The 26,127-nt window shown below is 39.8% G+C and carries 21 protein-coding genes and 1 tRNA gene; 18 read left to right on the top strand and 4 right to left on the bottom strand.

All coding sequences use genetic code 11. The features are described from left to right. Nucleotide 1 precedes the first annotated feature (1 nt). The 3 genes from BM090_RS05115 to BM090_RS05105 all read right to left on the bottom strand — a co-directional run bounded on the left by BM090_RS05115 (nt 2) and on the right by BM090_RS05105 (nt 2,417). Nucleotides 2–1,096 (bottom strand): HlyD family secretion protein, encoded by a 1,095-nt coding sequence (locus BM090_RS05115; RefSeq protein ID WP_091508563.1) that lies wholly within the window; start codon nt 1,094–1,096, stop codon nt 2–4. An 81-nt stretch (nt 1,097–1,177) separates the two neighbouring features. Further along, nucleotides 1,178–1,768 carry a TetR/AcrR family transcriptional regulator gene (locus BM090_RS05110; protein WP_091508559.1) on the bottom strand — a complete coding sequence of 197 codons (591 nt, stop codon included), beginning with the start codon at nt 1,766–1,768 and terminating at the stop codon, nt 1,178–1,180. Nucleotides 1,769–1,886: 118 nt separating this feature from the next. After that, nucleotides 1,887–2,417, bottom strand: a complete 531-nt coding sequence (locus BM090_RS05105; RefSeq protein WP_091508556.1) for an O-acetyl-ADP-ribose deacetylase — start codon at nt 2,415–2,417, stop codon at nt 1,887–1,889. Nucleotides 2,418–2,828: 411 nt separating this feature from the next. On the opposite strand from BM090_RS05105, the gene BM090_RS05100 reads away from it, so the two are divergent. Beyond that, complete coding sequence (locus tag BM090_RS05100) at nt 2,829–3,686, top strand: leucine-rich repeat domain-containing protein (protein ID WP_091508553.1); 858 nt, start codon at nt 2,829–2,831, stop codon at nt 3,684–3,686. Between the two features lie 52 nt (nt 3,687–3,738). On the opposite strand, the gene BM090_RS05095 is transcribed toward BM090_RS05100, so the two are convergent. Next, on the bottom strand, nt 3,739–6,132 hold the full coding sequence (locus BM090_RS05095) for a TonB-dependent receptor (RefSeq protein WP_221405340.1): 2,394 nt from the start codon (nt 6,130–6,132) through the stop codon (nt 3,739–3,741). 497 nt (nt 6,133–6,629) lie between these two features. Here BM090_RS05095 and BM090_RS05090 point away from each other — a divergent pair, with 497 nt between their 5' ends. From BM090_RS05090 to BM090_RS05010, 17 genes are all read left to right on the top strand, one after another. Then, entirely contained in the window at nt 6,630–10,109 is a 3,480-nt protein-coding gene (locus tag BM090_RS05090; RefSeq protein WP_091508545.1) for a PAS domain-containing protein, read from the top strand. 153 nt (nt 10,110–10,262) lie between these two features. Then, complete coding sequence (locus tag BM090_RS05085) at nt 10,263–11,453, top strand: DUF3095 domain-containing protein (RefSeq protein ID WP_091508541.1); 1,191 nt, start codon at nt 10,263–10,265, stop codon at nt 11,451–11,453. An 83-nt stretch (nt 11,454–11,536) separates the two neighbouring features. Continuing rightward, a tRNA-Leu gene (locus tag BM090_RS05080) sits at nt 11,537–11,618 on the top strand. Nucleotides 11,619–11,748: 130 nt separating this feature from the next. Next, nucleotides 11,749–11,988 carry a CDGSH iron-sulfur domain-containing protein gene (locus BM090_RS05075; protein WP_091508539.1) on the top strand — a complete coding sequence of 80 codons (240 nt, stop codon included), beginning with the start codon at nt 11,749–11,751 and terminating at the stop codon, nt 11,986–11,988. Between the two features lie 30 nt (nt 11,989–12,018). After that, the gene (locus BM090_RS05070) at nt 12,019–12,876 is read left to right on the top strand and encodes a hypothetical protein (RefSeq protein ID WP_091508535.1); all 858 of its coding nucleotides are present in this window, start codon (nt 12,019–12,021) and stop codon (nt 12,874–12,876) included. Nucleotides 12,877–12,894: 18 nt separating this feature from the next. Next, nucleotides 12,895–14,235 (top strand): type IX secretion system plug protein, encoded by a 1,341-nt coding sequence (locus tag BM090_RS05065; RefSeq protein ID WP_091508532.1) that lies wholly within the window; start codon nt 12,895–12,897, stop codon nt 14,233–14,235. Between the two features lie 284 nt (nt 14,236–14,519). After that, nucleotides 14,520–15,467 (top strand): glycosyltransferase family 2 protein, encoded by a 948-nt coding sequence (locus BM090_RS05060; protein ID WP_091508528.1) that lies wholly within the window; start codon nt 14,520–14,522, stop codon nt 15,465–15,467. A 6-nt stretch (nt 15,468–15,473) separates the two neighbouring features. Next, the gene (locus tag BM090_RS05055; RefSeq protein WP_091508524.1) at nt 15,474–16,115 is read left to right on the top strand and encodes an acetyltransferase; all 642 of its coding nucleotides are present in this window, start codon (nt 15,474–15,476) and stop codon (nt 16,113–16,115) included. A 25-nt stretch (nt 16,116–16,140) separates the two neighbouring features. Then, on the top strand, nt 16,141–17,280 hold the full coding sequence (gene rffA / locus BM090_RS05050; RefSeq protein ID WP_091508520.1) for a dTDP-4-amino-4,6-dideoxygalactose transaminase: 1,140 nt from the start codon (nt 16,141–16,143) through the stop codon (nt 17,278–17,280). A 4-nt stretch (nt 17,281–17,284) separates the two neighbouring features. Further along, on the top strand, nt 17,285–19,009 hold the full coding sequence (locus BM090_RS05045; protein ID WP_091508517.1) for a DUF6044 family protein: 1,725 nt from the start codon (nt 17,285–17,287) through the stop codon (nt 19,007–19,009). Between the two features lie 4 nt (nt 19,010–19,013). Further along, nucleotides 19,014–20,507 (top strand): lipopolysaccharide biosynthesis protein, encoded by a 1,494-nt coding sequence (locus tag BM090_RS05040; RefSeq protein WP_091508514.1) that lies wholly within the window; start codon nt 19,014–19,016, stop codon nt 20,505–20,507. A gap of 1 nt (nt 20,508) precedes the next feature. Then, a complete protein-coding gene (locus BM090_RS18870) occupies nt 20,509–21,054 on the top strand; it encodes an acyltransferase (RefSeq protein WP_317040727.1) in 546 nt (181 codons plus the stop codon). Nucleotides 21,055–21,071: 17 nt separating this feature from the next. Continuing rightward, nucleotides 21,072–22,706, top strand: coding sequence for a sugar phosphate nucleotidyltransferase (locus tag BM090_RS05030; protein WP_091508508.1), 1,635 nt, complete (start codon nt 21,072–21,074; stop codon nt 22,704–22,706). Nucleotides 22,707–22,732: 26 nt separating this feature from the next. Further along, nucleotides 22,733–23,095, top strand: coding sequence for an HAD hydrolase family protein (locus BM090_RS05025; RefSeq protein ID WP_091508504.1), 363 nt, complete (start codon nt 22,733–22,735; stop codon nt 23,093–23,095). A gap of 66 nt (nt 23,096–23,161) precedes the next feature. Further along, nucleotides 23,162–23,890 (top strand): glycosyltransferase family 2 protein, encoded by a 729-nt coding sequence (locus BM090_RS05020; RefSeq protein ID WP_091508500.1) that lies wholly within the window; start codon nt 23,162–23,164, stop codon nt 23,888–23,890. A 1-nt stretch (nt 23,891) separates the two neighbouring features. Further along, nucleotides 23,892–25,079, top strand: coding sequence for a glycosyltransferase family 4 protein (locus BM090_RS05015; protein ID WP_091508497.1), 1,188 nt, complete (start codon nt 23,892–23,894; stop codon nt 25,077–25,079). 3 nt (nt 25,080–25,082) lie between these two features. Next, nucleotides 25,083–26,126 carry a glycosyltransferase family 2 protein gene (locus tag BM090_RS05010; RefSeq protein WP_091508494.1) on the top strand — a complete coding sequence of 348 codons (1,044 nt, stop codon included), beginning with the start codon at nt 25,083–25,085 and terminating at the stop codon, nt 26,124–26,126. Nucleotide 26,127 lies beyond the last annotated feature (1 nt).

The raw sequence follows: 26,127 nt of genomic DNA, 5'->3' as shown, positions 1-26,127 counted from the left end.
TTTACTGTACTTTAATTTTTACAAAAGCACTCAGGCCAGGCATTAAGGATACGCCTTTGGGTAAATTGGCCGCTGTGGAATTGTCGAGGGCGATGCGCAACGGAACGCGTTGTACGATTTTTACGAAGTTACCAGAGGCGTTGTCGGGCGGGAGAAGCGAAAATTTAGCTCCTGTCGCGCCGCCAAACGAACTCACCGTTCCTTTTAGCTGAATATTTGGGTACGCATCTAATTCTATTTCAACAGGTTGTCCCACTTGCACGGATTTTAGTTGGCTTTCTTTCAAATTGGCCGTAACCCAAAGCTCTTGCGTGTCCACGATGGCGCACAGATTTTGGGAAGCCGATACCAAATTGCCTTGTTGCACTACGCGTTTGGTCACGATGCCCGAACACGGAGCCGTCACGTAGGCGTGCGACAAATTGTATTCGGCCAATACTAATTCCGCTTTTCTTTGCTCAATCAAGGCTTCCGCCGTGCCGAGTTGTGCTTCGTCGGATTGGGCAGAGGCCGTCCGTCCGTGAGCCGTTGCAAGCGAAGATTTCATGCGACTTACGGCTTGTTCCAAACTGCTTTTGGCTACTTCCAGTTGATTTTTGGAAGCCGTAAAATCTTGTTGCGTAATGCCTTTGATGGCAAAAAGTTGCGTGTTGCGTTCGTGTTCTTCTTTGGCCAAATTAAAATTAGAAGTGGCCGCCTCTACGGCTTGTTGGTTGGATTTTACGAGCTGCTCAGAGGCTTGGGCATCGTCAAAACCTGCGCTGGCTTTTTTCCCAATTACTTTAATGCTGGCTTTGGCGTTGGCCAATGCGGCGCGTGCTTGCTCTACTTTTGCCTGCAACTCAATGGTATTCAGGGTGATAAGCGTATCTCCTTTTTTGACTAATTGATTGTCTTTGAAATAAATTTTGTCCACATAACTCGACACATTAGACTTTACCGTAATGATGTTGCCGTCCAGTTGGGCGTTGTCGGTGGTTTCAAAACCGCTTGTTTGTTTCCAATAAAAAAATCCTGCGGTGGCCACTGCTGCAACTCCAAGGATGCCGTACAGAAGCATCGGACTTTTTTTACCTGCACTTTCTTCTTTTTTCATAAAATTTAATTTAAAATATCTAATACCGACCGTTTGGTATGTTTTAATGTAAAAAAAATCACCTCGCAATCAAGGCGTTTGTTATTTTTTTAGAAGCTCATAAATGGCTTTAAATTGGTTGCGGCGTTCGCTGAGCAGTTCATCTACCTGCGCTCGGAGCACATGATATACGCCGATGCCATAGTTTTGATAAATAAATAGTTTGGCGATTTGTTCATCGGAGAGCGGCGAGGCGATTTCGCCACTTTCGCGGGCTTTGGCAATGACGCTCGTCCATTGTTGCAGCTCTATTTCTTGCCTTCGTTTTTGTTTGTCGCGAAACTGCGGAAAGATTTTGGTCGCATCAAAAATCAAAGAATATTGGTTGGTTCGCATCACTCCGTCGGTGTTGGCGTATTTGTAAACGCGTTCGGCAACCATTTTTAGGTAATCTTCGCAAAATTCCCAAAGTGAGTTTTTGGAAAAGCCCGCAAAACTGATTTGGTAAATATCTTTGAAAAACCACTCAATAATTTCTTCAAAAACCATTTCCTTGCTGTTGAAGTAATGGTAAAATGCACCTTTGGACAAGCCCGTCGCTTTCACAATGTCTTGCATTGTTACTTCGTGGTAACTTTTCTCTAAGAAAAGCCGAAAAGCAGTGTTAAGGATTAATTCTCTGGAATCGCTCATAAAAACCGACCGTTTGGTATGCAAAGGTCAATGCTTATTTTTTCTTATCAAAATATTGCGCTAATTTTTTTTGTGAAAGAGGGTATATTTTTTTGTTAATATTCTGTAATTCAGTGATTTATTTGTTGTATAAATCTTTTTGGTTTAAGAGTTTGGCATAAAGCGTATAGTTTTCGTCATCGAAGCAAACGAAAATTACTTTTTCAATGGTGTCTGTGGTAGCCAAGAAATCAGATACGACTTGGACGGCGATTTGTGCGGCTTTGTCTTTAGGGAATCGGTAAATACCCGTACTAATATTAGGGAATGAGATTGTATGAATGGCGTTTTGCGAGGCAAGGCGAAGGCTGTTAAGGTAGGCTGCTGCCAACAAATTTTCCTCGTTATTGTTGCCGTTATTCCAAACTGGCCCAACGGTATGAATTACAAATTTTGCGGGGAGCTTGCCAGCCGTAGTAATGACGGCTTCACTTACCTTGCAACCACCTTGTTTACTTCTGATTTTCTGACAATCTTCAAGTATCGCTTTTCCTCCAGCTTTGTGTATTGCACCATCAACGCCCCCGCCACCAAGCAATGATGTGTTGGCTGCATTTACAATAGCATCAACGGTTATTTTTGTAATATCTCCTTTTATTAGCTCGATCATGATGTTCTGAAATTAAATTTGGTTGTAATTATTTTATAATGTTAGCTTGAATAACTGTAATTCCATAATATGCGTATGAAATCTTAGGGACTGCACGAAGGTGCTTTAGAGGTTGCTGATGAGGGGGGAGAGCAAGTAAGCGGATCCTATTTGTTAGAGTTCCAGAGTGGAAAATTCTATGTTGGAAAGGGATTAGAGCCTCGAATGAGGCTGTCAATTAAACGTATTGAAACTACATACGGTGACAAGCTTCAAAGAAGCACATTTTATCCAGCATCAAGTACAAGGGAGGCATTTATTAATGAATATAATATGATGAAGAATATTGGACGTCCTACAAGATACGACCCTAATTCATTGCTTTATAATAAAATCTGGTCGCCAGGTAAAAAACTGTTAGGGGAATAAATTATGATTAAAATATTAGATAACGGGCTTAAACTAATGCCGAGTATTGACGGCATAGATAGTTTTCTTTTTGACAGCAGTAGAGCTGAACTTTCAATAAATTACATTAAAGAAAATAACATTAAGAGAGTAATGCTTGATCACTTGACTGGATTTGTTGCAAGTGACTTAATATCAATAATACCTGTCAGTAATTTGATTCAAGAGTTAGTAATTGCAAGTGAGAAAATCAATTATAAAGGTTTAGAAGAATTTCATAATCTAACCTTATTAGGAGCTCTTGATAATAAAAAGGATACCATTGATTTAAACAGCTTTCCTAATCTTGTTTCACTCAATTGTAGTATTACGGATAGGTTAAAAGGGTTAGAGAATTGTGTAAAGTTAAAAAGACTAACAATTAGTGATTACAAGTCTAAAACCAAAGATTTATCAGCTATACCAACTCTTGAAATCTTGGAGCATTTAAGTTTAATAAAAGCAGACACTACCACTCTGCATGGTGTTGAGCGTTATAGCAATCTTAAGAAACTTGAAATATTTAGTGCTTCTAAATTGGAAGCTATAGCAGCATTGCAAGCCTTATCAGGCAGCCTTGAAGAAATACAAGTGGAGCAGTGCAAGAAAATAAATGATTATGAAACTTTAGGGAAAGTGAAATCCCTGAAAAAAATAATATTGTCTGAATCGGGCGAAATTAAAAGCCTTGCCTTTGTAAAGGAGTTGCCCCTTCTTGAATTTATAAGCTTTTGGGGAACGAATGTTTTAGATGGGAATATTAAATACTGTGAGGGTATAAACTACGTTGGTTTTGATAATAAAAAGCACTACACCCACAAATCAGAACAGTTTAAGAAATAAAGCAAAAGCCACCAATTAGGTGGCTTTTTGCTTTATTATGATGTTTTCTTCTTTAAAACTGCACAATCATACCAATACTTGGCAGGCGCGAACCGCTCGTGTTTTCGATAAAAGTCGCGTAGGCATTGAATGGCTGGCTCGGCGAATAAGGTTGCCCATTTTTGGTGCGAATCGTGCCGTCGGGGTTGCGTTGGAGCGTAAACGAAGGGTCAGAATAGTTTTTTGTATTCAAAACATTCTGCACTTCCGCGTAAATATCCAGCGACCAGCGTTTGAAATTCCATTTTTTATCTACCCGAATATCCAAAGTGCGGTACGCCGAAGCCACACGCAGACTGTTCACGCGACTGTAGTCCAAAACGGCTTGGCCTGTGGCCGAATATTGCGCCAAAGACGCGGTGGTGTCGGTGGGAGAGTAGGGGGCTTTTCCCAAAAATCTGAAGCGTAAACCAAGTTCCCAGTTGCGCGGCAATTTGTAACCCCCCGTAAACGATAGCAAATGTCGGTTGTCCCAAGCCGTTGGTTTGTAAGTGTTTCCGTAGGCGGTGGCTTCACTGAAATAATAGGTGTAGGCCAAAATGCCGTAGAAGTTTTTGGTCAATTTTTGTTGCAATAAAAACTCAAAACCGTAAGTGCGCATTTTGCCGACAGGTGCGGTGGCCTCGTTACCGAGTGTCCCGAAATCGCCGCCCAAGTTGGCCAAAGAAACGCTATCGTGCACGGATACGGGGTAGCGATTATAATATTTGTAGAAACCTTCCAGTGTGATGCGTGTGGATGGTGTGGGCAGATATTCCAATCCCAAAACCGCGTGATTACTGCTGATGTAACCCGCATTTTTGTTTACGCGCGTGCCTGTGTTATCTTCAAAACCAAGCACGGTATAAGGAGCTAATTTGTAATAACGGCCTACGGAAGTATTGATATTCAGATTTTTAGCTAAAGCGTAACAAGCCGCCAAACGTGGCGAGATGGTTTTGCTAAGGTTATTTCCGTCGGTTGTATAGGTGTTGCCATCGCTGCGCAGCCCTGCCGAAAGTTTGAGTTTGTCGCTTAAAAAGTTGCGCGAAACTTGTCCGAAAACGCCATATTTTGCAAACGTAAGTGTATTGTTATAGTCAATAAAATCGGCGGCTATTGGGTTGCCGTTTTCGTCGGTGGCGGCTCGGCGCAACAGCAGATAGGTGGCGTTGGCGTAGTGTGCGCGTTGGAGCGTTGCCCCGTAACTAAAAGTCCATTTGTCGTGGAAAAGCGTGTGTTCGAATCGCAATTTATTTTCGGTCTCCGTGGATTTGAGCTTTTGGCGTAGCGTCTGAGACGGGTCGTTGTTGTCGTATTTTTCGGCGCGATTGTCCAGAAAATTCGTGCTGGCCGTCAGCGTAAAAAAGCCTTTTCCGCCTTCTTGGAGGTGTTTCCACGTAAGCCCGCCCGTGCTGCTGCGCTGTGTTAGGAGCGGGATTCTGTCCAAAATGGCCAAATTCTCGAAATAATCTTTGCGTTCTTCGTCCGTGAAATTGGCGCGATATTCGGGCGGATTAAATTCAAAATTATCAATAGAACCCAAACCCACTACACTAATTTCGTCTTTAGCCGTGAGTTTGTGGCTGATTTTGTACTGATAATCCCAATAATCAGGCAAAAACGGCAGCCCGATGGCTTTAAACAAAAACTGTAGATAAGACCGACGCGCCGAAACAATGTATGTAGTGCGGCCATTTTTTCCCAAAGGACCCTCGAGCGTGAGTGCGGCTTCGCTTGCGCCTAATCGCACGTTTCCTTGTGTACGTTCCTGATTGCCAGTGCGTTGCTTGAATTGCAGCACGCCCGAAAGCGGATTGTCGTAACGGGCATTAAAACCGCTGGTAGTCAGTGTTACGTCCTCCACAAACGACACGTTGAGCATCCCGACGGGGCCGCCTGCGCTGCCTTGCGTGGAAAAGTGATTGATGTTGGGTATCTCGATGCCGTCCAGATAATATACATTTTCGTTTGGTGCACCGCCTCTGATAATCAAATCATTACGAAATCCAACAGACCCAGAAACACCAGGCAACGATTGCACCACTTTGGCCACGTCGTTGTTTCCGCCAGGGTACGACTGTATTTCTTGTGCCGAAAGCGACTGTATGGAGTTGGGCGTTTCAGAATTTTTGAGAAATGGACTGGCTTTAATCTCGACTTCCGTCAAATCGGTGTTGGCTTCTTCGATGGCGAAGTTCAGATTCAGCGTATTTCCAGACGTAACGACCACATCATATTTTGTAAGAGACTGGTAGCCGATGTAAGAAGCCGTAATGTTGTAACTCTGAGTGGGAATATTATTAATCGTATAATAGCCGTTTTCGTTGGTTACAGCACCAATATTAGTTCCGTCTAATTTGATAGAAACGCCAATAAGTGCTTCTTGTGTGCGAGCATCGCGCACAAAACCCGCCATTTTGCCCATGGATTGAGCATTTGTGTTGAATAATACTACTAGAATATGGAATAAACTAAAAATGTATTTATGTGATTTCATTGTATATAATAAGTTTATCGTAAAACTAATTATATGCCAAAATGTTTGAAAAAGATAATCTGATTATAGTTGGGTGTATTGTGTTAAGGGAAGTGTTTCTTGCATTAGAGTAATGTGTAATTTGTGTTATTTATGAGTGATATTTTTTCCTAAAATGATATTTCTTTTTACATGGAATAACCATATTTATTGTTTTGTGATTCTTTGATTATCAGTGTATTTATTTTTTTTTGTGTTATTTTTTGCATATTTTCTGTTTTAAAAAAGATGAAAACATACATCGTTTATTGAAATTAAAGTGTAATAATTGAGTATAAAATACAACACAAATCATGTAATAAAATTTTATTACAAGTAATCGTGAAATTATACTAAAAATGTATCTTTGCTAATCCATCTTTCAACAATTTTCAGCAAAACAGTATATGGCTAAAATTTTACAAAATTTGAAAACCAAGCAAAAGCTAACACTTCAAGGCTTGTTTGGTATTAGCGGGCTTATCGTCTCTTTTTTCGTTTTTTTTGCAATGCAACATGAACAAGAAAGCCGCCAGAAAAAATTAGAAAATTATGCAAATATCAATGAGAGTATAACGAATGTGCGAACATATTATAATATTTTAAGGGGTGATATATTTGCTTTTTTTATATTAGATCCTGTAGAGGAAAAAGACCAAATTATCCAAACACAAACACATTATAATAAGGCTGTAAATGATCTTATTCAAGCACAAAAAACCATAGAATCAGTTTCTGGTAGTGATGAAGATTTGCATAAATCGGCACAAGAGTTTATCGAAACAAGCAATAAATTATTGACTTATTGCCAGAATAATAGCAGTAAAATTATCGAATTAAGACATGAAGAAGATAGCTCTTATTTGGTAATAAAAAATCAGCTTGTTAGGGATTTTCAGCCTTTGTTTGATAAACTAGCAGATAAACAATCTACGCTTTTTTCTCAGATAGAAACACGCCGTCAGCAAGCTAATAATGATTTAATTAAAATCAACAAATACGGTATATTGATTATTTTGTCAATAATTGTTGTTACTGGCCTGATTTTGTTTGGTTTGTCGCATTATATCGGCGAGCAGATCGCCGCACCAGTGATTAAGGTAAAAGACATTTTGGAAAAAATAGCGGTTGGTCAACTCCCTAAAGTAGAGATAGATGCAGCCAATAATGAGGTCTCACAAATGACCAATTCTTTACATATATTGGTAGATGAACTGGAGAATTTGAGACAGTTTACCAACGAAGTGGGCAGCGGAAATTTTGATAAAGAAGTCGTTATTTTTCAAAATCAAGGAGAGATTGCATCTTCTTTGTATGGCATGAAAGTGAATTTGAAAAAGGCTTCAGAAGTAGAAAGAATTCAAAATTGGACGGCTTCAGGCTTGGCTGAACTGGGTAAAATTTTAAGAAAAAATTATGACACTTCTGCTGATTTGTATAATGAGGTTTTGAGTTATTTAGTACGCTATTTAAAAGCCAATCAAGGTTCATTTTTTATTGTGGAGGACCAAGTTAATAATACTCAATTGGAATTGGTGGCATGTTGGGCTTATAATCGTAAAAAATTTGTACAAAAAACCCTCAATATTGGAGAAGGATTAGTAGGCCAAGTATATCTCGAAAGAGACATTATTTACATGACTCAAATCCCTGATAATTATATAAAAATCACATCGGGGCTTGGCGAAGCTACCCCAAAACATTTATTTATATTCCCGCTCATCAATAACGATAAAGTACAGGGGGTGATTGAACTTGCATCATTTAATAAGATAGAGGATTATCAGCAAGATTTCTTGAAGCAATTTGCAGACGTGATGGCTTCCGAGATTATTGCAGAAAAGGTAAATACTCGTACTACTAAACTGCTGAAACAGAGCCAAGAGCAAGCAGAAGAAATGCGTGCTCAGGAAGAGGAATTGCGCCAAAATATGGAGGAAATGCAGGCCACGCAAGAAGAAGTCCAGCGGAAAGGAAAAGAAATCGAAAAAATACTGGCAGAATCTAATAGTATTTTGGAGGGTATCAGTATGACTATGATTGTGGCCGAACTTTCCGTTGAAGGTAATTTTATTTCTACCAACGAAAACTTTAATAAAGTACTCAAATTCCCGCCTGCCGCAATTATTGGAAAGCACCACGTTGCGATGGTGCCACCCGAAAGAAAAAATTCAGAGGCTTACGAGCAGAATTGGGCTACAATGCGTGCTGGCAAGTCTGTTATGGGCGTATACCTTTACAAAACTGCTCTTGGCGAAATGGTCTGGTTCAATGCTGTTTATAGCCCTGTTTTTGACGAAAATAATAATGTACAGAAAATCATGCTTTTTGCCACTGACGTAACTGCCCAAAAAGCAAAAGAGGCTGAAGTAGATGTACTTTTGCAGACATCTGTGGCCCAGGAAGAGGAGTTACGCCAGAGTATGGAGGAGTTGGCCGCTAATCAAGAGAATATTCAACGGTTGTTTAATGAAGTACAAAACAAAGAACGCTATTTGCACGAGTTGATTAACTCGTCTAGCGATTCGATTATGGTGGTTGATACTGAATACAAGTTGTTGAGTTTCAATAATACTTTGAGAAATTCTTATACAGGAATAGAGGTAACAGAGGGCACTAATATTTTTGATTTGTTGCCGCCTGCCGAGCATACTAACTACAAAGCTACTTACGATCGTAGTCTCAAAAAAGGAGAGAAGTTTTCGGAAACCACACATTATCAAATGGATGGTATTAATGCTTATTTCTTTGCTCAATATACGCCGCTTTATGATCAAAATAACGAAATAATGGCTGTTTCGGTATTTGCCAAAGATATATCGGAGATGGTGATTGCCAAACAAAATGCTGAAAATATAGCCGCGCAATTTGAATCCCAAAACAAAGCATTGGAGGAACAACAAGCACAGTTGCATCTGAGTATGGAAGAGCTTTCGGCTAATCAAGAGAATATCGAGGGGCTGCTCAATGACGTACAAAGCAAAGAACGCTATTTGCACGAACTCATCAACTCTTCTACAGATTCTGTTACAGTGATTGACACCAACTATAAACTATTGACTTTCAATAATACACTAAAGAATGCTTTTGTAGGAATAGACGTGAAAGAAGGAATGAGTATTTTTGATTTGATAGTGCCTACTGAGCATACCAAATACAAAGCTACTTATGATAGATGTATCAAAGATGGCGAGCGATTCTCAGATACCGTATCTTTCCAAATAGATGGCTTCCATGCGTATTATTTTGTGCAATATACCCCACTTTACGACCAAAATGGTGAAGTCATGGCGGTTTCTATATTCTCGAAAGATGTTTCGGAGATGGTGATTGCCAAACAAAATGCTGAAAATATAGCCGCGCAATTTGAATCCCAAAACAAGGCATTGGAGGAACAACAAGCACAGTTGCATCTGAGTATGGAAGAGCTTTCGGCTAATCAAGAGAATATCGAGGGCTTGTTTAAAGACCTACAAGACAAAGAAAGTTACTTGCATGAGTTGATCAATGCGTCTAATGATTCGATTATGGTTATTGATCAAAACTATAACCTCAAAACATTTAATAACGCGTTGGTGCAAGCTTATCAGGGCTTAGAGGTAAAAGAAGGTAAATCGGTATTAGAATTGCTGCCAGCAGCAGACCATGAAGCATACAAAGCTACTTATGATCGTGTCTTGAAAGCAGGCGAAACTTTCTCTGAGACAACTCATTTGCAAATGGACAAGATAGATGCTTATTTTACGGCGAAATATACCCCTATTCGCAACACTGACAATCAAATTATTGCAGTGGCTATTATTGCGAAAGACGTTTCAGAACTAGAGCGCTGCAAACAGAAAAATCAGGAGCTAAAGCTTGCTTTAGGCGAAAGCAATACCAAATAAACGAATATTGAGTTTTTGTATTAAAATGCTCCCCAATGGCGAATGTAAGCGATTGGGGAGCATTTTTTTGTACTGTTTCAGGTTGTGGGAAGAAAATTTGTAGCGCAATTGCTTTTTTCCCTACCTTGATGACTGCATTTAACGCTTTATATCATGCCCAACTACCATTTTTACAGAGATTTGCCGCTTGTAACGGACTTTGAGAAAATATTTGACGATAGTACATACGTGCCCGTGCCGCCTGATTGGTATGTGGTCATTACGGACGTGATGGGCTCTACCAAAGCCATTGAGGAAGGCCGCTACAAAGACGTAAATATTGCGGGAGGCATTGCCACGATGGCTGTTTCTAATCTGTATAAAGATTTGGATTATCCGTTTGTTTTCGGTGGCGATGGCATCACATTTCTGATTCCTGAGGCAATCGCCCCGCAGGTAAAAGATATTTTGGTGGATACGCGCCAGATGTGCCGCGAGCATTTTAAATTGGATTTGCGGATTGGTTTTTTGCGTGTGGCCGATATTTACGCGGTCGGCGAGCGCATCGACATCGCCAAATTCAAGGTGTCGCAGCCCTACAATCAGGCCATGATTAGCGGTAGCGGTTTGGATTATGCCGAAAGCAAGCTAAAAAGCCGCACGGAAGGGCATTTGTACGCTGTGCCAGAAGATTATGTGCCGCAGCAAAAAGCCGATTTTTCGGGTTTTACGTGCCGTTGGCAGGACATCAAAAGCCACAAAGGCGAAACCATTTCGTTGATTATTAAGCTCAAAAAAGAAGCTGACAAGCAGTTGCTCAAAGATATTTTTGAGGGAATACAAAACATACTCGGCACGGAACAAGACTATCATCCGCTTTCGGAAGAAAACATGAAGCTGGCCGATGAGTCGTATTTTACGAAAGAAGCTACGATACTTTCGCGCCAAACTAAAGGAGGCGAGGACTATGCGCGCTTTTTGAAAATCGCCAAACAAGAATCTTTTAATTTGAAATGGATTTTGCGCTTGCGGCTTAATATCACGTATCGCAAACACAAAGCCCGCGTGTTGGACGTAAAAAAAACAAACATGATTGCTTCTGATTTTCGTAAATACGATGGCACACTCAAAATGGTATTGTCGTGTACGCGTGCCAATCGGGAGCGGCTGGCGGCCTATCTGGAAAGTGTATATCAGCAAGGCCAAATTTATTACGGGGTTCATGCTTCTGATCGCGCTTTGATGACTTGTCTCATGTACGAGAACACAGGCCGCGAAGTGCATTTTATAGACAGTGCCGAAGGTGGCTACGCATTTGCCGCACGCCAACTCAAAAAACAAATGGCTGATAATCAATTAAAATAAATTTTTTTTAAAAAATTTTTGGAGAATACTTGCATTTCTGAAAACAGCCTGCCATATTTGCGCACCAATTCAGCAGAAAGCAAGCCTTGGTGGCGGAACTGGTAGACGCGCACGACTCAAAATCGTGTTTCCTCGGAAGTGCCGGTTCGATTCCGGCCCAAGGCACAAAAAGCCGTTCAGACTCAAATCTGGACGGCTTTTTTACTTTACAGCCTTCACAAACTTTTGCTTTTTGGCTTTGGCTTGCCTAAAGTTTTCTTAACTTCGCAACCAATGTTTTTCAATCAAAAAAATTATGAGCAAAACCAAAATTACGGTCAAGCCTAACGGTTCGTTTCGTGTGGAAGGCGATTTTGAGATAGTGGACGTAAACGGCAATACGTTCGGCTTAGGTGGCCGCGATTTCGTTTCTTTGTGTCGTTGTGGCCTCTCGGCGCAAATGCCCTTTTGCGATGGCGCACACAAAGGCAAGTTTGAAAGCGACCCGCAACCCTTCGATTTGCCTCCAAAACCACCCATGCCCCCAGTGAAATAGTTTTCATTTCTTTTTTACTAAAAAATCATCATGCTTTCTGTGTCTATTTTTATTCCCAAAAATTACGCTTTGGTATTGTGTGGGCTTGGCTTGGCTTGGACGATGTCGGCTTGTTCGTCTGCTGAAAAAGAACACACGACCCCGCAGAGCCAAACATTTACGCAACCAACTGCCGACGTTCGCAACAGGCATATTCTTGTTTTCATTGACAAAACCCTGAGCAGCACCGACGAAACAGCCTTTCAGACGCACCGCGAGGCTTTGCGCAAATGGTTGGCCGACTCCTTACAAAACAATGGCGACGCGCTGGCCGCTTGGCCTGTCAATGCCAATACGGGAGGCGATGCGCCATTTGTAAACGACAAACTCAATGTGCCTTTGCCGAACAATGAAGGCGTAGGCCGCCAAACCGCCGAAGACAATCAGGCAGAATTTGAAAGCAATTTGCGCAAACAAAAAGCTGATTTTTTGGATAAAATAGACGCTGCATTTGCCCAGCACAACACCGAACAAACCAACCTGCAAACGGATTTGTGGCGCAGTTTGGAGGCGGCTTCGCGCTATTTGGCAGGCGCACCAGCTCGCGACGGGCGTTATGTGATTTGGGTGAGCGATATGGTGGAATCTATGAAAGGCACAGAACGCCGCGATTTTCATCTCAATAAAATAACTGACCGCCAGCAAGCCGAGCAACTCGCTGCCGCTGATGTGCAGTACATTGAGCAGACTTTTAAAGTTGATAAAAAAGTGTTGGCCAGTACGCAGTTTAGAATTTTGTTTCCTGCGCAACCCAACCAACAAACGCAAAATAACGTAATGCGATATTATTGGGAAAAAGTCCTGACTTCGTTGGGCGTACCTGAACAAAATATTCGTTACGAATTATAAATAACAAACTTATATTCAATGCTTTATCTTTCAGTCAGAAAAACTTTACTTTGCCTTGTTTGCTTGTTGGGAATGGCTACGGCCTGCGTGCCTGTACAGCCAAGTTCGGCGGGTGGCGGCAATTATGTAGCAACCAAAACATTCCGTACCGAAGATTTTATTTACGAGCCAAATATTAAAACAATCTTGTTTTATCCGTATTCGGACGGCCTAACCGACGTGCTGGATGTGCCAGTCGTTTATTTGGGCGATGCGGCCATGAAGTTGCGTTTGGAGTTTGACGAGTTGGGCGACCAGTACTACAATTATTATTTTAAAGTGGTGCATTGCAACGCCGATTGGACGGTTTCGGCCCTCAACGATGCCGACATCGTGAGCGAATACAACGAATACGTTATGGACAGTTACGAAATATCGCAGAATACGCGCAAACCATATGTACATTATGTGCTGACGGTGCCGAAAGTGAAGGTTTCGGGCAACTATATTGTGATGGTGTACCGCAACGGCAGCAAGGAAGATTTTGTGCTGACGCGCCGCTTCATTGTCTATGACAATAAGGTAACAGTTACGCCAAATATTGGTTTTTCGTCGGGTGTAGAGCAGCGTTTCAAAAACCAACAAATTGATTTTCAGGTAAAATACGGAGCTTATCAGCTCATTAATCCTGCGCAAACCGTCTCGGTGGTGTTGCGCCAAAACAACCGTTGGGACAATGCTATTTACAATCTCAAACCGATGTTTTTGCGTGAAGAAGATGCGTTGTTGGACTATACGTTTTTCAACCTTGAAAATAATTTTCAGGGCGGCAACGAATTTAGAAGCGTGGATTTGAGAAGTATTCGTTTTAATGGCCAAAATGTAGCCCGAACCAAGTTTAACAACACGGAAGCGGAAGTTTGGCTCATGCCCGACGTGCCACGAGGAAGACAGGCGTACGCCCAGCTTATTGACATAAATGGTCGTTTTGTGATAGAAAATTACGAAACCCGACGCGGCGCAACGGAGGCCGACTACGTTTACACGAATTTTATGCTCAAAGCTCCACAGATGGAAGAGAGCAATGTTTATGTGTATGGTTTGCTAACGGATTGGAAACTGGACAAAAATTTTATGATGAACTATGATTCTACGGAGCAGGCCTACCGCGTGCGTGTGCCGCTTAAGCAGGGCTTTTATAACTACGAATATGTGGTAGTGGATAAAAATAGCTCAAGTCGCCGCCCCGACGAGACGTATTTGGAGGGAACTTATAACGCCACCGAAAACCGCTACGAAATTTTGGTGTATTACAGACCTATCGGGGCGCGTGCCGACCAACTTATTGGTTATAACTTAACCAAATATTGGGGGCGTTAATTAGTTGTAAATGAGAATGTTGTATGTTTTTTACTTTTTTAATTCGTAAAATATTATTTTAAAGTGTTAAAATTGATTTTATTTGCGGATTAGTAGCAAATAATGTCTTTTGACTTTGCGAATAATTTTTGCGATGCAGATGATAGTTCTGAATGATCAAATATAAATTTGTCTTTATTGAGGATTTGTATTGTTAATAAAATGTTTGAGTGTTTGTTTTTCGCTCAAGCAATACAGATAGTTTTTTGAATTTATTTTAACAAATAATTTTTTTGTATAAAAGTATGCTTCCAGCAGGCCAAAAATTGTCAATTATCGTAGCTGTGTACTACGAAGAAGATTGTATTGAGCAATTTATCAAGGAAACAACAGAGGTTTTGCATCAAAATGCGATTAACTATGAAATTGTTTTTATAGATGATGGCAGCCAAGACCGTACTGTCGAGCTCATTAAGATAGCGGCAGCACAGAACGATAGACTTAAATTGGTGGAACTTTCGTATAATCATGGCAAACAAGGCGCATTGACCGCAGGCTTTACTTATGCTTCTGGTGATTACTTGTTGATGATGGATCCTGATTTGCAAGATCCGCCCGTAGAAATTCCGCGTTTTATTGAGGAAATACAAAAAGGCTATGATTTGGTTTTTGGCGTTCGAGAAGAGAAAAAAGATAAATTCTCTAACGTGCTGATGTCTAATATTTTTTGGGGCGTATTAGAGCGATTTACGGGCTTAAACTTACCAAAGGGTTTGGCCGTAATGCGTATTTTTAATCGCCGATTTACAGACCAGTTTTTGAAATATAACGAGGCTAGTCGTTTTATTGAAGGTATGTTCATGCACGTGGGCATGAAACGCGGCACATTGGTTATTTCGCAACGAGAGCGTTTTGCAGGTGTAAGCAAATTTAATTTCAAAAGGAAGATGAATTTGGCCTTCAATGCCATTTTTGATTTTTCGGAATTGCCTTTGAAAATGGCCGTTCGATTTGGTTTGGGCTTGGTCGGATTTGGAATAATAGCGGCATTGGCTTTGGTGTTTTTGCGGGTATTTGTTACTGAATTTCAACTGGGTTGGCCGTCCATTATGATAACGCTCATTATTGGTTTTGGTTTGCAAATTTTCTTTGTGGGTTTGGCCAGTATTTATATTGGCAAAATTTATAAAGAGGCGAAGCATCGCCCTGTTTTCTCTGCAAAAGAGCTGACCAATTTGGACTGGAAACCGTAGTATTTTATGGCACAGAAAAAAGTAGCGATAGTTGGGGCTGGAGATTTGGGGCAATTGATGGCGCATCATTTGTTACACGACAAGGCCGCAAGCGAGGTGATATTTTATGATGATTATGCCACCGCAGGCCAAATCAAAGGTTTGGGTTTGGTTCAAGGGGCTGTAAGTCAGGCAGTAGAAGATTACCAATCAGGCGTTTTTGATGAAATGTTTTTGGCCATTGGTTACAAACATTTTGCCGCACGCCAAGCAATGTTTGAGCAGCTCTGCGAGCAAATCAAATTCGGGGTATTTGTGCATAGCAGCAGTTATGTGGACGAACCACGTTTGTTGGGGGCAGGCACTTTTATTTTGCCAGGTTGTACCATGGACAGAGGCGCATCTACTGGCCAAAATGTGTTTTTTAATGTAGGTTGCAGGGTGGCACACGATACGCACGTAGGCAAGCATTCATTTTTTGGCCCTGGTGTTACGTTGGCTGGATTTGTGCGTATTGGTCAGCGTTGCTTTGTGGGTGTCGGGACGGTAGTGATTGATAACATAACGTTTGCCGATGACATACAGACAGGTGGCGGTGCGGTCGTAACAAAACCTCTTACCGAATCGGGTTTGTATGTGGGAGTTCCTGCCAAAAAATTAAATAAGTAATTGATTCACAATAAAAATATACAAAATGATTCCATTTAATAAGCCCTACATGACGGGCAAAGAAACTGAGTACATTAAAGAAGCCGTTATTTCTGGTAAAATCTCTGGTGATGGTGTTTTTACTAAAAAATGTAATGAATTTTTCGAAAAAGAATTAGGCTTTAAGAAAGTATTGCTCACTACTTCGTGTACTGATGCCTTAGAAATGGCCGCTATTCTGATTGATTTACAGCCAGATGACGAAGTGATTATGCCAAGCTATACGTTTGTTTCAACGGCTAACGCGTTTGTGTTGCGTGGAGCAAAGCTAGTTTTTGCGGATAGTAATGCTGATAATCCTAACCTTGATGCCGATAAAATTGAGGCCTTGATTACGCCAAAAACAAAAGCCATCGTGCCCGTGCATTATGCGGGGATTGCCTGCGATATGGGTAAAATTATGGAACTGGCCGAAAAACATAATTTGTATGTGATTGAAGATGCAGCGCAGGCTATTGATAGTTTCTATGTAATGCCTGACGGAACGAAGAAGCCTTTGGGTACGATAGGCCATTTGGCGGCATTTTCTTTCCACGAAACCAAAAATATTATTTCGGGTGAAGGCGGAATGTTGGCGATCAATGACGAACGTTTTGTAAAACGTGCTGAAATTATCCGCGAAAAAGGAACAAACCGTTCTTCCTTTTTTAGAGGTGAGGTAGATAAATATGGTTGGGTGGATGTGGGTTCTTCGTTCTTACCTTCTGATATTATTGCGGCGTTTTTGTATGCACAATTAGAAAATATGGACGCTATTCAGGCGCAACGCCGCCAGATTTGGCAACGTTATTGGGACGGTTTATCTCCGCTGGTGCAACAAGGTAAATTACGTCTGCCTTATTTGCCTGATTTTGCCACTAATAATGCGCATATGTTCTATATTATCACGAAAGATTTGACAGAAAGAACAGCATTGATTGCCGCATTAAAAAAAGAAAATATACATCCTGTTTTTCACTATTTATCATTGCATACAAGCCCATTTTATGCAGACAAACACGATGGAAGAGCGTTGCCAGAATCTGACTTTTATACGGATACATTGGTTCGTTTGCCTTTGTATTTTGAGCTTTCGGAAGAGCAGCAAACCCGTGTAATCAGTGAAATTGTAAAGTTTTATAATTAGAATTATGATTAAGGTATCAAATAAATATAGCATATATTTTGCGTCCTTTGTGCTTTTTGGGGTTTTAGTTGTCTATTTTTTGCCATATATTATTTATGGAGAAAATGCACATATTTTAATTCATGATAATCTGGATTCTAATGTTATTTGGCTTAAAACACTGGCAGATAATGACTTGTTTTTTGCTTCTAATTTCTTCCCTGTACAACAAATTATGAATGGGGTTCCTCGTTTATCTTTTGGCACAGAGCTTAATATAATAAGCTTATTATTTGAGTATTGTTCTCCATTTTATGCAATATTACTGAATCAGTTCATAATCCGTATAGTAGCTTATTGTGGAATGTTTGTTTTACTAAAAAAACATATAATGAAAGATGTTGATTTTAGTAATTTACAAAATTTAATTATACTACTTGGATTGAGTTCTTGTTTTGCCTTATTACCATTTTGGCCATCGGCGGGTTTATCTGTCGCAGGCCAGCCATTTTTGTTGTCAGCTTTTTTAAATATAAAAAAAGGAAACTATTCTTATAAAGACTATCTTTTTATTGTATTTTTTCCTTTTTATTCTGTTTTAGTATTAGCTGGGATATTTATATTATTGGCATTAGGGCTACTGTTTTGTATTGATTTTTTACAAAGAAAATCAATACAAAAACAGTATTTATTGGCTATTGGCCTACTGTGTATTTTCTATGTTGTTGTAGATTATCGATTATTTATGATGGTATTACTACCGTCTGATTTTGTTCCTCATAGAGTAGAATTCAATTTGATTACTGCAGGAGCGACCAACCCTAAATTATTGCCAGAATGGTTTAAATTGCTTTCTTCAGGCCACTTTCATGCTAGTATTAATTCTAAAATAATATTAGTTACAGCATTTATAAGCGTTCTTTTATCTCTTGTTTTGAAAAAATATAAAGTAGATAAAACCGCTTATTTATTGATAGCATCAATGTTATTTATTAGTTTTTTTTCTGCATTATGGCTCTATAATCCAATAGTAGAAATACATCAAAAATATGTTGTATTTAGAGCATTTAGATTGGAACGTCTTTTCTTTATTCTGCCAATAATCACTTATATATTTGTTGCAATTGCGATTAAGCCATATCTAAATTATAAGTATGTTGGGTGGGTATTTGTAATCGTGCTTATATTCCAACTTTTTTATCTCTATAAAACCAGTTATCAATACAAAAACATTACAAAAAAAGATATTAATAATGTTAATTTTGTTCCTACGTATGCTCAATTTTATGACAAGGAACTTTTCGATGGGATAAAAAAATATATAAACAAACCATTGAGTTCTTATAAAGTGGCAAGTGTAGGGTTACATCCTGCTGTAACACAGTATAATTCATTTTATACTGTGGATGGTTATGTGTCCAATTATCCCTTGTCTTATAAACATTGGTTTGGCAGTGTTATTGCCAAAGAATTAACAAAAAATGAAGATATAAAACAGTATTTTATTGGATTTGGTAGTAGGTGTTATATCTTTTCCTCTGAATTGGGCATAGATTTAAATTACTACAAAAATAATAATAAAGAGATTCAGCATCTTGATTTGGATTATCAAAAAATGAAAGAGGCAGGTTGTTTGTATTTGATATCGGCAGTGAAGATAAATACGGCTAATAATCTAGCAATACAGTTAGAACATATTTTTGAGTCTGATAATAGTTGTTATCGTATTTTTTTGTATAAAATAAAATAAATAGATGTCATTACTAAGTAAATTAAAAGAGTTAGGAAAAGATACGTCTATTTATGGCATGAGTAAAGTGTTGAGTCAGCTGCTCAACTTTATTCTTGTTCCTATTTATACGGGGTATTTATCGCCATCTGATTACGGAATTTTGGCGATGACTACGCTTTATTCCTCGTTATTTACGCCAGTAGTTAATATGGGGCTGACTTCGGCGGTTTTTCGTTTTATGACCTATACGGAAACCGATGAGGAGCGTAAACAAATTATTAGCACAGGACATATTGCCGTAATTAGCTTGGCTCTGATGGGCTTGGCCTTATCATTACTTTTTTTACCACATATAAATGCTATTCTTTTAAATAAAGACATTCCTACGAGTTACTTGTCTATTGCAGTTTTTACGGCTTTTTTTAGTGCGATTGATGCCATGCCATTGGCTATTTTGCGTATTGAGCGAAAAGCCAAAAAAGTAGCAACCATTTCTTTGGTAAACCTGATGCTATCCATGGGAACTACGATTTTGTTAGTAATCGTGTTCAAGTTTGGGGTTTATGGCTCGCTTTATGGCCTATTGATTGCCAATGTAATGACGGCTATCTATATGTTTAGCCAAGTAACACGCCCTAATTTTAGATATTTCTCATGGGCAGAACTCAAGCGAATGCTAGGTTTCGGTTTGCCAGCAGTACCGCATCATTTACAGGCCATTGGCATGAGTATGTACGGGCAATTTATGGTAAAAACAATGCTTAGTATTGAGCAAGCAGGTTTGTATAATATTGCATGGAAGTTCACGATGCCTTTGGTGATGATAACCAATGCCGTGCAGCAATCTTGGGGCCCTTACAAATTTCATTTGCATAAGTCTGAGGGTGAAAAAGCCGCATTTACGTTTGGGTCAATTTTTAACTATTATTTGGCTGCCATTTTGTTTGTCTTTACGATGATGGCTTTATGGATGCCTTATGTATTCGTATGGTCTGTGAACTCCAAATTTTATGAAGCAGCATCGTTATTGGTGTATTTGTCATTGATTCCTATTTGTACGGGACTGTATTGGATGCTGGGTACGGGTATTGAGCTTGGAAAATCCATGAAATTACTTCCGTTTATTAGTTTTTCGGGATTTATGGTTACTTTTCTAACAGCCGCCCTATTTATCAATAAATTTGGAACGGCAGGTGCGGGTATTGCTACTTCGTGCGGCTGGCTAACGATGGCAGTGTTAGTGTATTTTTATGCCCAAAGTATTTTTAAAGTTGCTTATGATTGGCTCTCTGTTTTGGCTTGTTTGTTAGTGGCTGCTGCTGTCATTTTTGCTAATAATTATTGGGCTTCTGACTTGGGTATATGGCCAAAATTTGGTTTACGATTACTATTGTCTATTGGTTTTGTGTTGGGTATCGCTATTGTTTTTTTCCGCAATAAGTCTGAGTCGGCACGCATGAGGCAAGCCCTGAATGTTCTAAAAAACAGAAAAAAGAAGAATAAAAATGTCGCTTAGTTTGATACAAAAAATTTGGTATCGTTGGGAGTTTACATTTTTACCACGAATCAAAAAGAAGTTTAATTATAATCAAATATACGCTCATCATTTGCAACGCGTATGCAAGCAAGTGGGTAAAGGATTGAAAGTCAATGGTCAAATAAAAGGATTTGGTAAGCATGTTACTTTGGGTGATCATGTAAATTTTAACCCCAATGTTACATTAGTCGGAAGTGGGGAAGTGCGCATCGGAAGTTATTTTCATACGGGTTCTAATCTTACGATTATTTCTACCAATCATAACTACGAAAACACAAATGCTATTCCTTACGGCCCCGAGCGTATAGACAAACCTGTTATTATCAAAGATTTTGTGTGGTTAGGTAATAATGTTACAATTATACCTGGTATCACCATTGGCGAAGGTGCTATCGTGGCGGCTGGCTCTGTGGTTGCTAAAGATGTACCTGATTTTGCTATTGTGGGTGGCAATCCCGCTAAAATTATTAAATATAGAAATATTGAGGAGTTTCAGGCGCATAAAGCGGCTGGGCGTTTTCATTAGATTTTAAAAGTTAAGATATGAATTCAAATTCTCCTGCTATTATTCTTTGCGGAGGAAATATTAATTATTCCAATCTGCCTATCGGAACCAACGTGTCCAATGCCATGATTCCTGTCAATGGCAAGCCTGTAATCGGCTGGATATTAGATGATTTGATAGCTAAAAATATACTACAAGTGGTGGTGGTATTGCAAACCCAAAACCATCAATTATATAATTTTTTGTCTTGGGCTTACCAAGGCCGTATTCAAGTTGATTTTGCTTTTGTCAATGAAGCAGGCACGATTCTTACTTCTCTGCTCAATGGCCTGAATGCCATTAACCAACCCTGCGGCGTGCATATTATCTTGGGCGATACGCTTATTCAAGATAACGTCAGCTCTGATACAGACTTTGTGTTTGTGGGGCAATACGATACGCCTCGCAATTGGTGTTTGGTAGAAGCTGATAAACAGGGACTTATTCAGCAGTTTTATGATAAAAGCAAAGAAAAAATACATAAAGCTGGCCTGACTGCTCTGACGGGTTATTATCATTTGACAGATATTACGTTGGCCAAAAAAGCAACCAGAGAGGCCATTAACAGCGGGGCAAAAGAGCTAAGTGTTATGCTTGATTTTTATAACAAGCAGCGAAAAATCAAGATACAACCTGCTCAACGTTGGTTTGATTTTGGGCATATAGATCATTTCGTGCAAGCCAAACGCAGCCTGTTGCAATCTCGTTTTTTCAACTCGTTGCAAATAGACCCTGTACTTTCTACGGTTACCAAACGCAGCCAAAAAAGTGCGAAGTTAGCCGACGAACTGAATTGGTATAAACTTCTTCCCGAACAACTTAAATTGCTTACACCTCGCATTATTGAGCAAGAAACATCTGATAATGAGGTGATTATTACGCAAGAATATTATGGCTATCCTAATATGGCCGAGTTGTATTTGTACGGCAATCTGGATGGACAAATTTGGAATACTGCGTTGCAAAACTTGTTTAAGGTTCACAAACTTATCAGTAGCTATAAGGGCGAGTTAATGCCCGAAGAGATTGCCGATATGTATTGGGCTAAAACGCTGGAGCGTATGGATATGCTCAGAGAGCAAGAACCCGAATGGCGCACATGGCTAGAAGCAGATACGCTCACTATTAATGGCCAAACATTCCAAAATTTCAACTTGCTGCGTGAGCGTATTGAACAGAAAGCCAATGCGTTGGCGGCTAATGCGCAGGCTACAGTTTTACATGGCGACTATTGTTTGTCAAATATTTTGTATGATATAAATAATCATATTGTAAGGCTTATCGACCCGCGTGGTAGCTTTGGTAAGGCTGGTATTTATGGCGACCCGCGTTATGACGTAGCAAAATTGCGTCATAGTATTTGTGGGCTATATGACTATATCATTGCGGATATTTTTAGTTTTGCGCAGCTTTCGGACACTGACTTTGAGTATAGCATTTATGCCAATGATAGTTATGCCGATGCCGCCGCCGCTTTTGATGAGCAGGTAGTGGCCAACAACTACGATTTGCATGAGATTAAGTTTATAGAAGGATTGCTTTTCGTTTCGATGGTGCCATATCATCAGGGCAAACCGATGCGTCAGAAATTGATGTATTTAACTGGCATTCAGTTGCTTAATCAGGTTTTGTAATTATTTTTTTGATTTATAAATATACTATGAGAATTGTAATTGACCTCGACGGCACACTTTGCCCCATTCGCCAAAAACACGAAAAATATGCAGAATTGCCGCCATTGCCGCACGCCGTAGAGCGCATGAAAGAGCTAAAAGCACAAGGCCATTATTTGATTATCAGTACGGCACGTAATATGGCTACTTGCGAGGCTAACGTAGGAAAGGTAATGAAAAACGTAGGTAAAATTACGCTGGAATGGCTCGACAAACACGATATTCCGTATGATGAAATTTTCTTCGGAAAACCCAATGCCGAGTTGTACATAGATGACCGTGCTTTGCGCTTTCATTCGTGGGCAGAAGTAACAGACGAACTTTTGGAAGATTTGCGTAAAGAAAAATAATCAAGTGTTCTTGCAAGAATACGCCACTACGAAACAAATAATCTCTCTTATCTACAGACATATCTTATGAAAATTATTGTCCCGATGGCGGGCAGAGGCTCGCGTTTTGCTGATAGAGGCTACCAAACGCCCAAACCCTTGATAGAAGTGGCTGGCAAACCAATGGTTTTGTGGGCTATTAAGAGTTTAGAGAAATTCGATTATTCAGAAATAATTTTTGTGGTGCTGCTCGAGCATCAGGAGCGTTATGATGTAGTATCTCTTATTACGCAGGCCATCGGCGATAAAGCTAAATTTGTATTTTTGGAAGACGTAACACAAGGCCAATTGTGTACGGTGTTGGCTGCGGAAGCATATCTTAACTCTTCGGAAGATGTACTAATTGCTGCCTCAGACACTTATATTAAATCTGAAATGGCGAGTCATATTGCCGACAAAGTATCTGATTGTAAGGGACTTATTTCTGTGGCCAATTTGGCGGGCAGCCAGTGGAGTTTTGCCCGAACCGACGAAAAAGGTAAAGTGGTAGAAGTGGCCGAAAAAGTCCGTATTTCAGACCATGCCAGTACGGGTTTGTATTATTTCTCGGACGGCTCTCAACTGGTGAGTTTGGCCAAAGAAATGATAGCCAATCAAGAAACGACACGCGGAGAATACTATGTCATTCCTGTTTATCAGAAAATTATAGCGCAAGGCGGATTGGTGGGCATTTCGCAAGCCGACGAAATGTGGGATATGGGTACGCCTGAGGCTAAAGCCCAATTTGAAGCCTATTTGCAAACCAATATTTTATAAAATGAAAGTCTTGCACGTATTAAATGCCGTATCGGGTGGTTCTGCCTATTCGACATTCGAGCTCATCGAGCAACTCAAAAAACAAGGAATCGACTCATATTTGGTCTGTGAAAAAAACGGCACACAAGCTCGCCGCGATGAAATAAAAAAAATGTTGGGTGGTAAAGTCATCTTTTTGCCATTGTATAGAGCAAATGACAAAATCAGAACGGTACTTTGGAAGCGTCCGCTTTTGGAAATGAAATTGAGCTTAGGCACGTTACGCGGTCATAAGTTTCAGGCTCAATTAGCCCAAATTGTTAGAGACGAAAAAATTGATATAGTGCATACCTCTACGGCTGTCAATACGGAAGGGGCTATTTTGGCTCAAAAAATGGGATTGCCGCACATTTGGCATATTCGCGAGTTGGTCGGCGATGATAAGCATTATCAGTTTGGAAATCATCAGAAATGGGTACAAACCATTGAGAAACAGTCTGCTATGATTGTTGCTAACTCCAATGTAACTTATGATTGCATTGCCCCTTTTATGGCTGATACGAATAAGATTTGTACGATCCCCAATGCCATAGATGTACAAAAGTTTAAACCGAAGACGCATACTAATTCTATTGATAAAAAAATAGTAGTTGGGATGGTTGCTTCGCTGGATGCTCGCTGGAAAAACCATACGTTATTTGTCAAAATAGCAGGAAAACTCAAGACTTTATCGAATGTAGAGTTTAGAATTTATGGGAAAATTCCGCCGACCACAGATGCCTATTGGCTTGAATTAAATGCGCTGAAAAAAAGTTTAGGTTTGTCGGACGAACAATTTAAGTTTATGGGGCATGGCACAAAACCTGAAGTTTTTTGGGCAGAAATAGACATCATGGTTCACCCCAACAGATTTGAATCTTTCGGGCGCGTATTTGTGGAGGCGATGGCCGCGGCTATTCCTGTCATAGGGCTTAATGAGGGCGGTGCTTTGCAAATGGTACGCGACGGTTATAATGGTTTTCTTGTCCCAGAAAATGACATAGCATATATTTGCGATAAAATTAAATTATTGACTGAGGATTCTGCCTTGCGTCAGCAGCTTGGTAATGCTGGCAGAGTTACGGTGGAGCAGGATTTTGATATGCCTATTTTGGGCAAAAGAATAAAAGCACTTTACGAGCAAATACTTCATTCACATTCACACAAATAAGATATGTTTTCGATTTGTATTCCTAATTATAATTACGAAAAATACTTGGGGCGTACTATTCAAAGTGTGCTGAGTCAAACAGAACAAGATTTTGAAATAGTTATTGCTGATAATAAAAGCACTGATAGTTCTGTGGCTATTGTGGAAGATTTTATTAAACAAGGCAAGAATTTACGCTATGTAATAAACTCGTGTAATGTAGGCTTTGCAGGCAATCTGGACAGAGCAGGTGCATTGGCAAAAGAGCCTTATTGCATTATGCTTTCTTCGGATGATTTGATGCGTTCAAACGCATTGGCAGAATATAAAAAATTTATACAATTAATTGGTAATAAGCCTGTTGCTTTTTCGTCAAGAATCGGAATTATAGATCCTGATGATAAGCCAACCACATCCACTACGCACGGAGGGCGCAATGCTAATCTTTGGAAAGAGTCAGATATAGACCAATCTTTAACGGCCGCAATGGGGTATAAAATATATAAAATAAGTGCAGATGAGATGTTAAAACGCTGTATTTTATATTCTGCTAACCCACTTGATTTTTTAGCTACATGTTTCTCTCGTGAAGCCTATGAAGGGGTAGGGGGGTATGGTAGCAGTCGTATCATCAATCCAGATAAGTGGTTTCATTTAAAGTTATTGGCTGAAGTAGAATATGTATATTTACTTGATGTTAAGTTGTTTGATTATCGGATACATCCTAATAATCAGACGGCACAACAAGCAAGCTCTGGGCATTTGAAGTATATGGTGGATGAATATCGCACGTCTATGGAAATAGATGCGCGTATGCTTCAGAAATCAGGTTTGACTACTACACAAGTACAAGAGGCCTTTGTGAAAAATACAATCTTTAAACATGGGATTGGAGAGTTATCGAAGGGCTTTTGGCTTAAGTCTTTACGGATACTTTTTATGGGTTTGGCAACATATCCCTCGAAAGTGGCCTTTAACAAATATTTTATTGTTTATGTATTGTTGTTATTGTTAGGGCCTGTAGGTATTGCTATTACAAATTTAGTAAGGGGGCAGTATAAAAAATAAT

Source organism: Flexibacter flexilis DSM 6793 (genome assembly GCF_900112255.1).
GTDB classification, from domain to species: domain Bacteria; phylum Bacteroidota; class Bacteroidia; order Cytophagales; family Flexibacteraceae; genus Flexibacter; species Flexibacter flexilis.
Note: the sequence above shows the minus strand (reverse complement) of the source record. Positions and strands in the feature narration are given on the sequence as shown.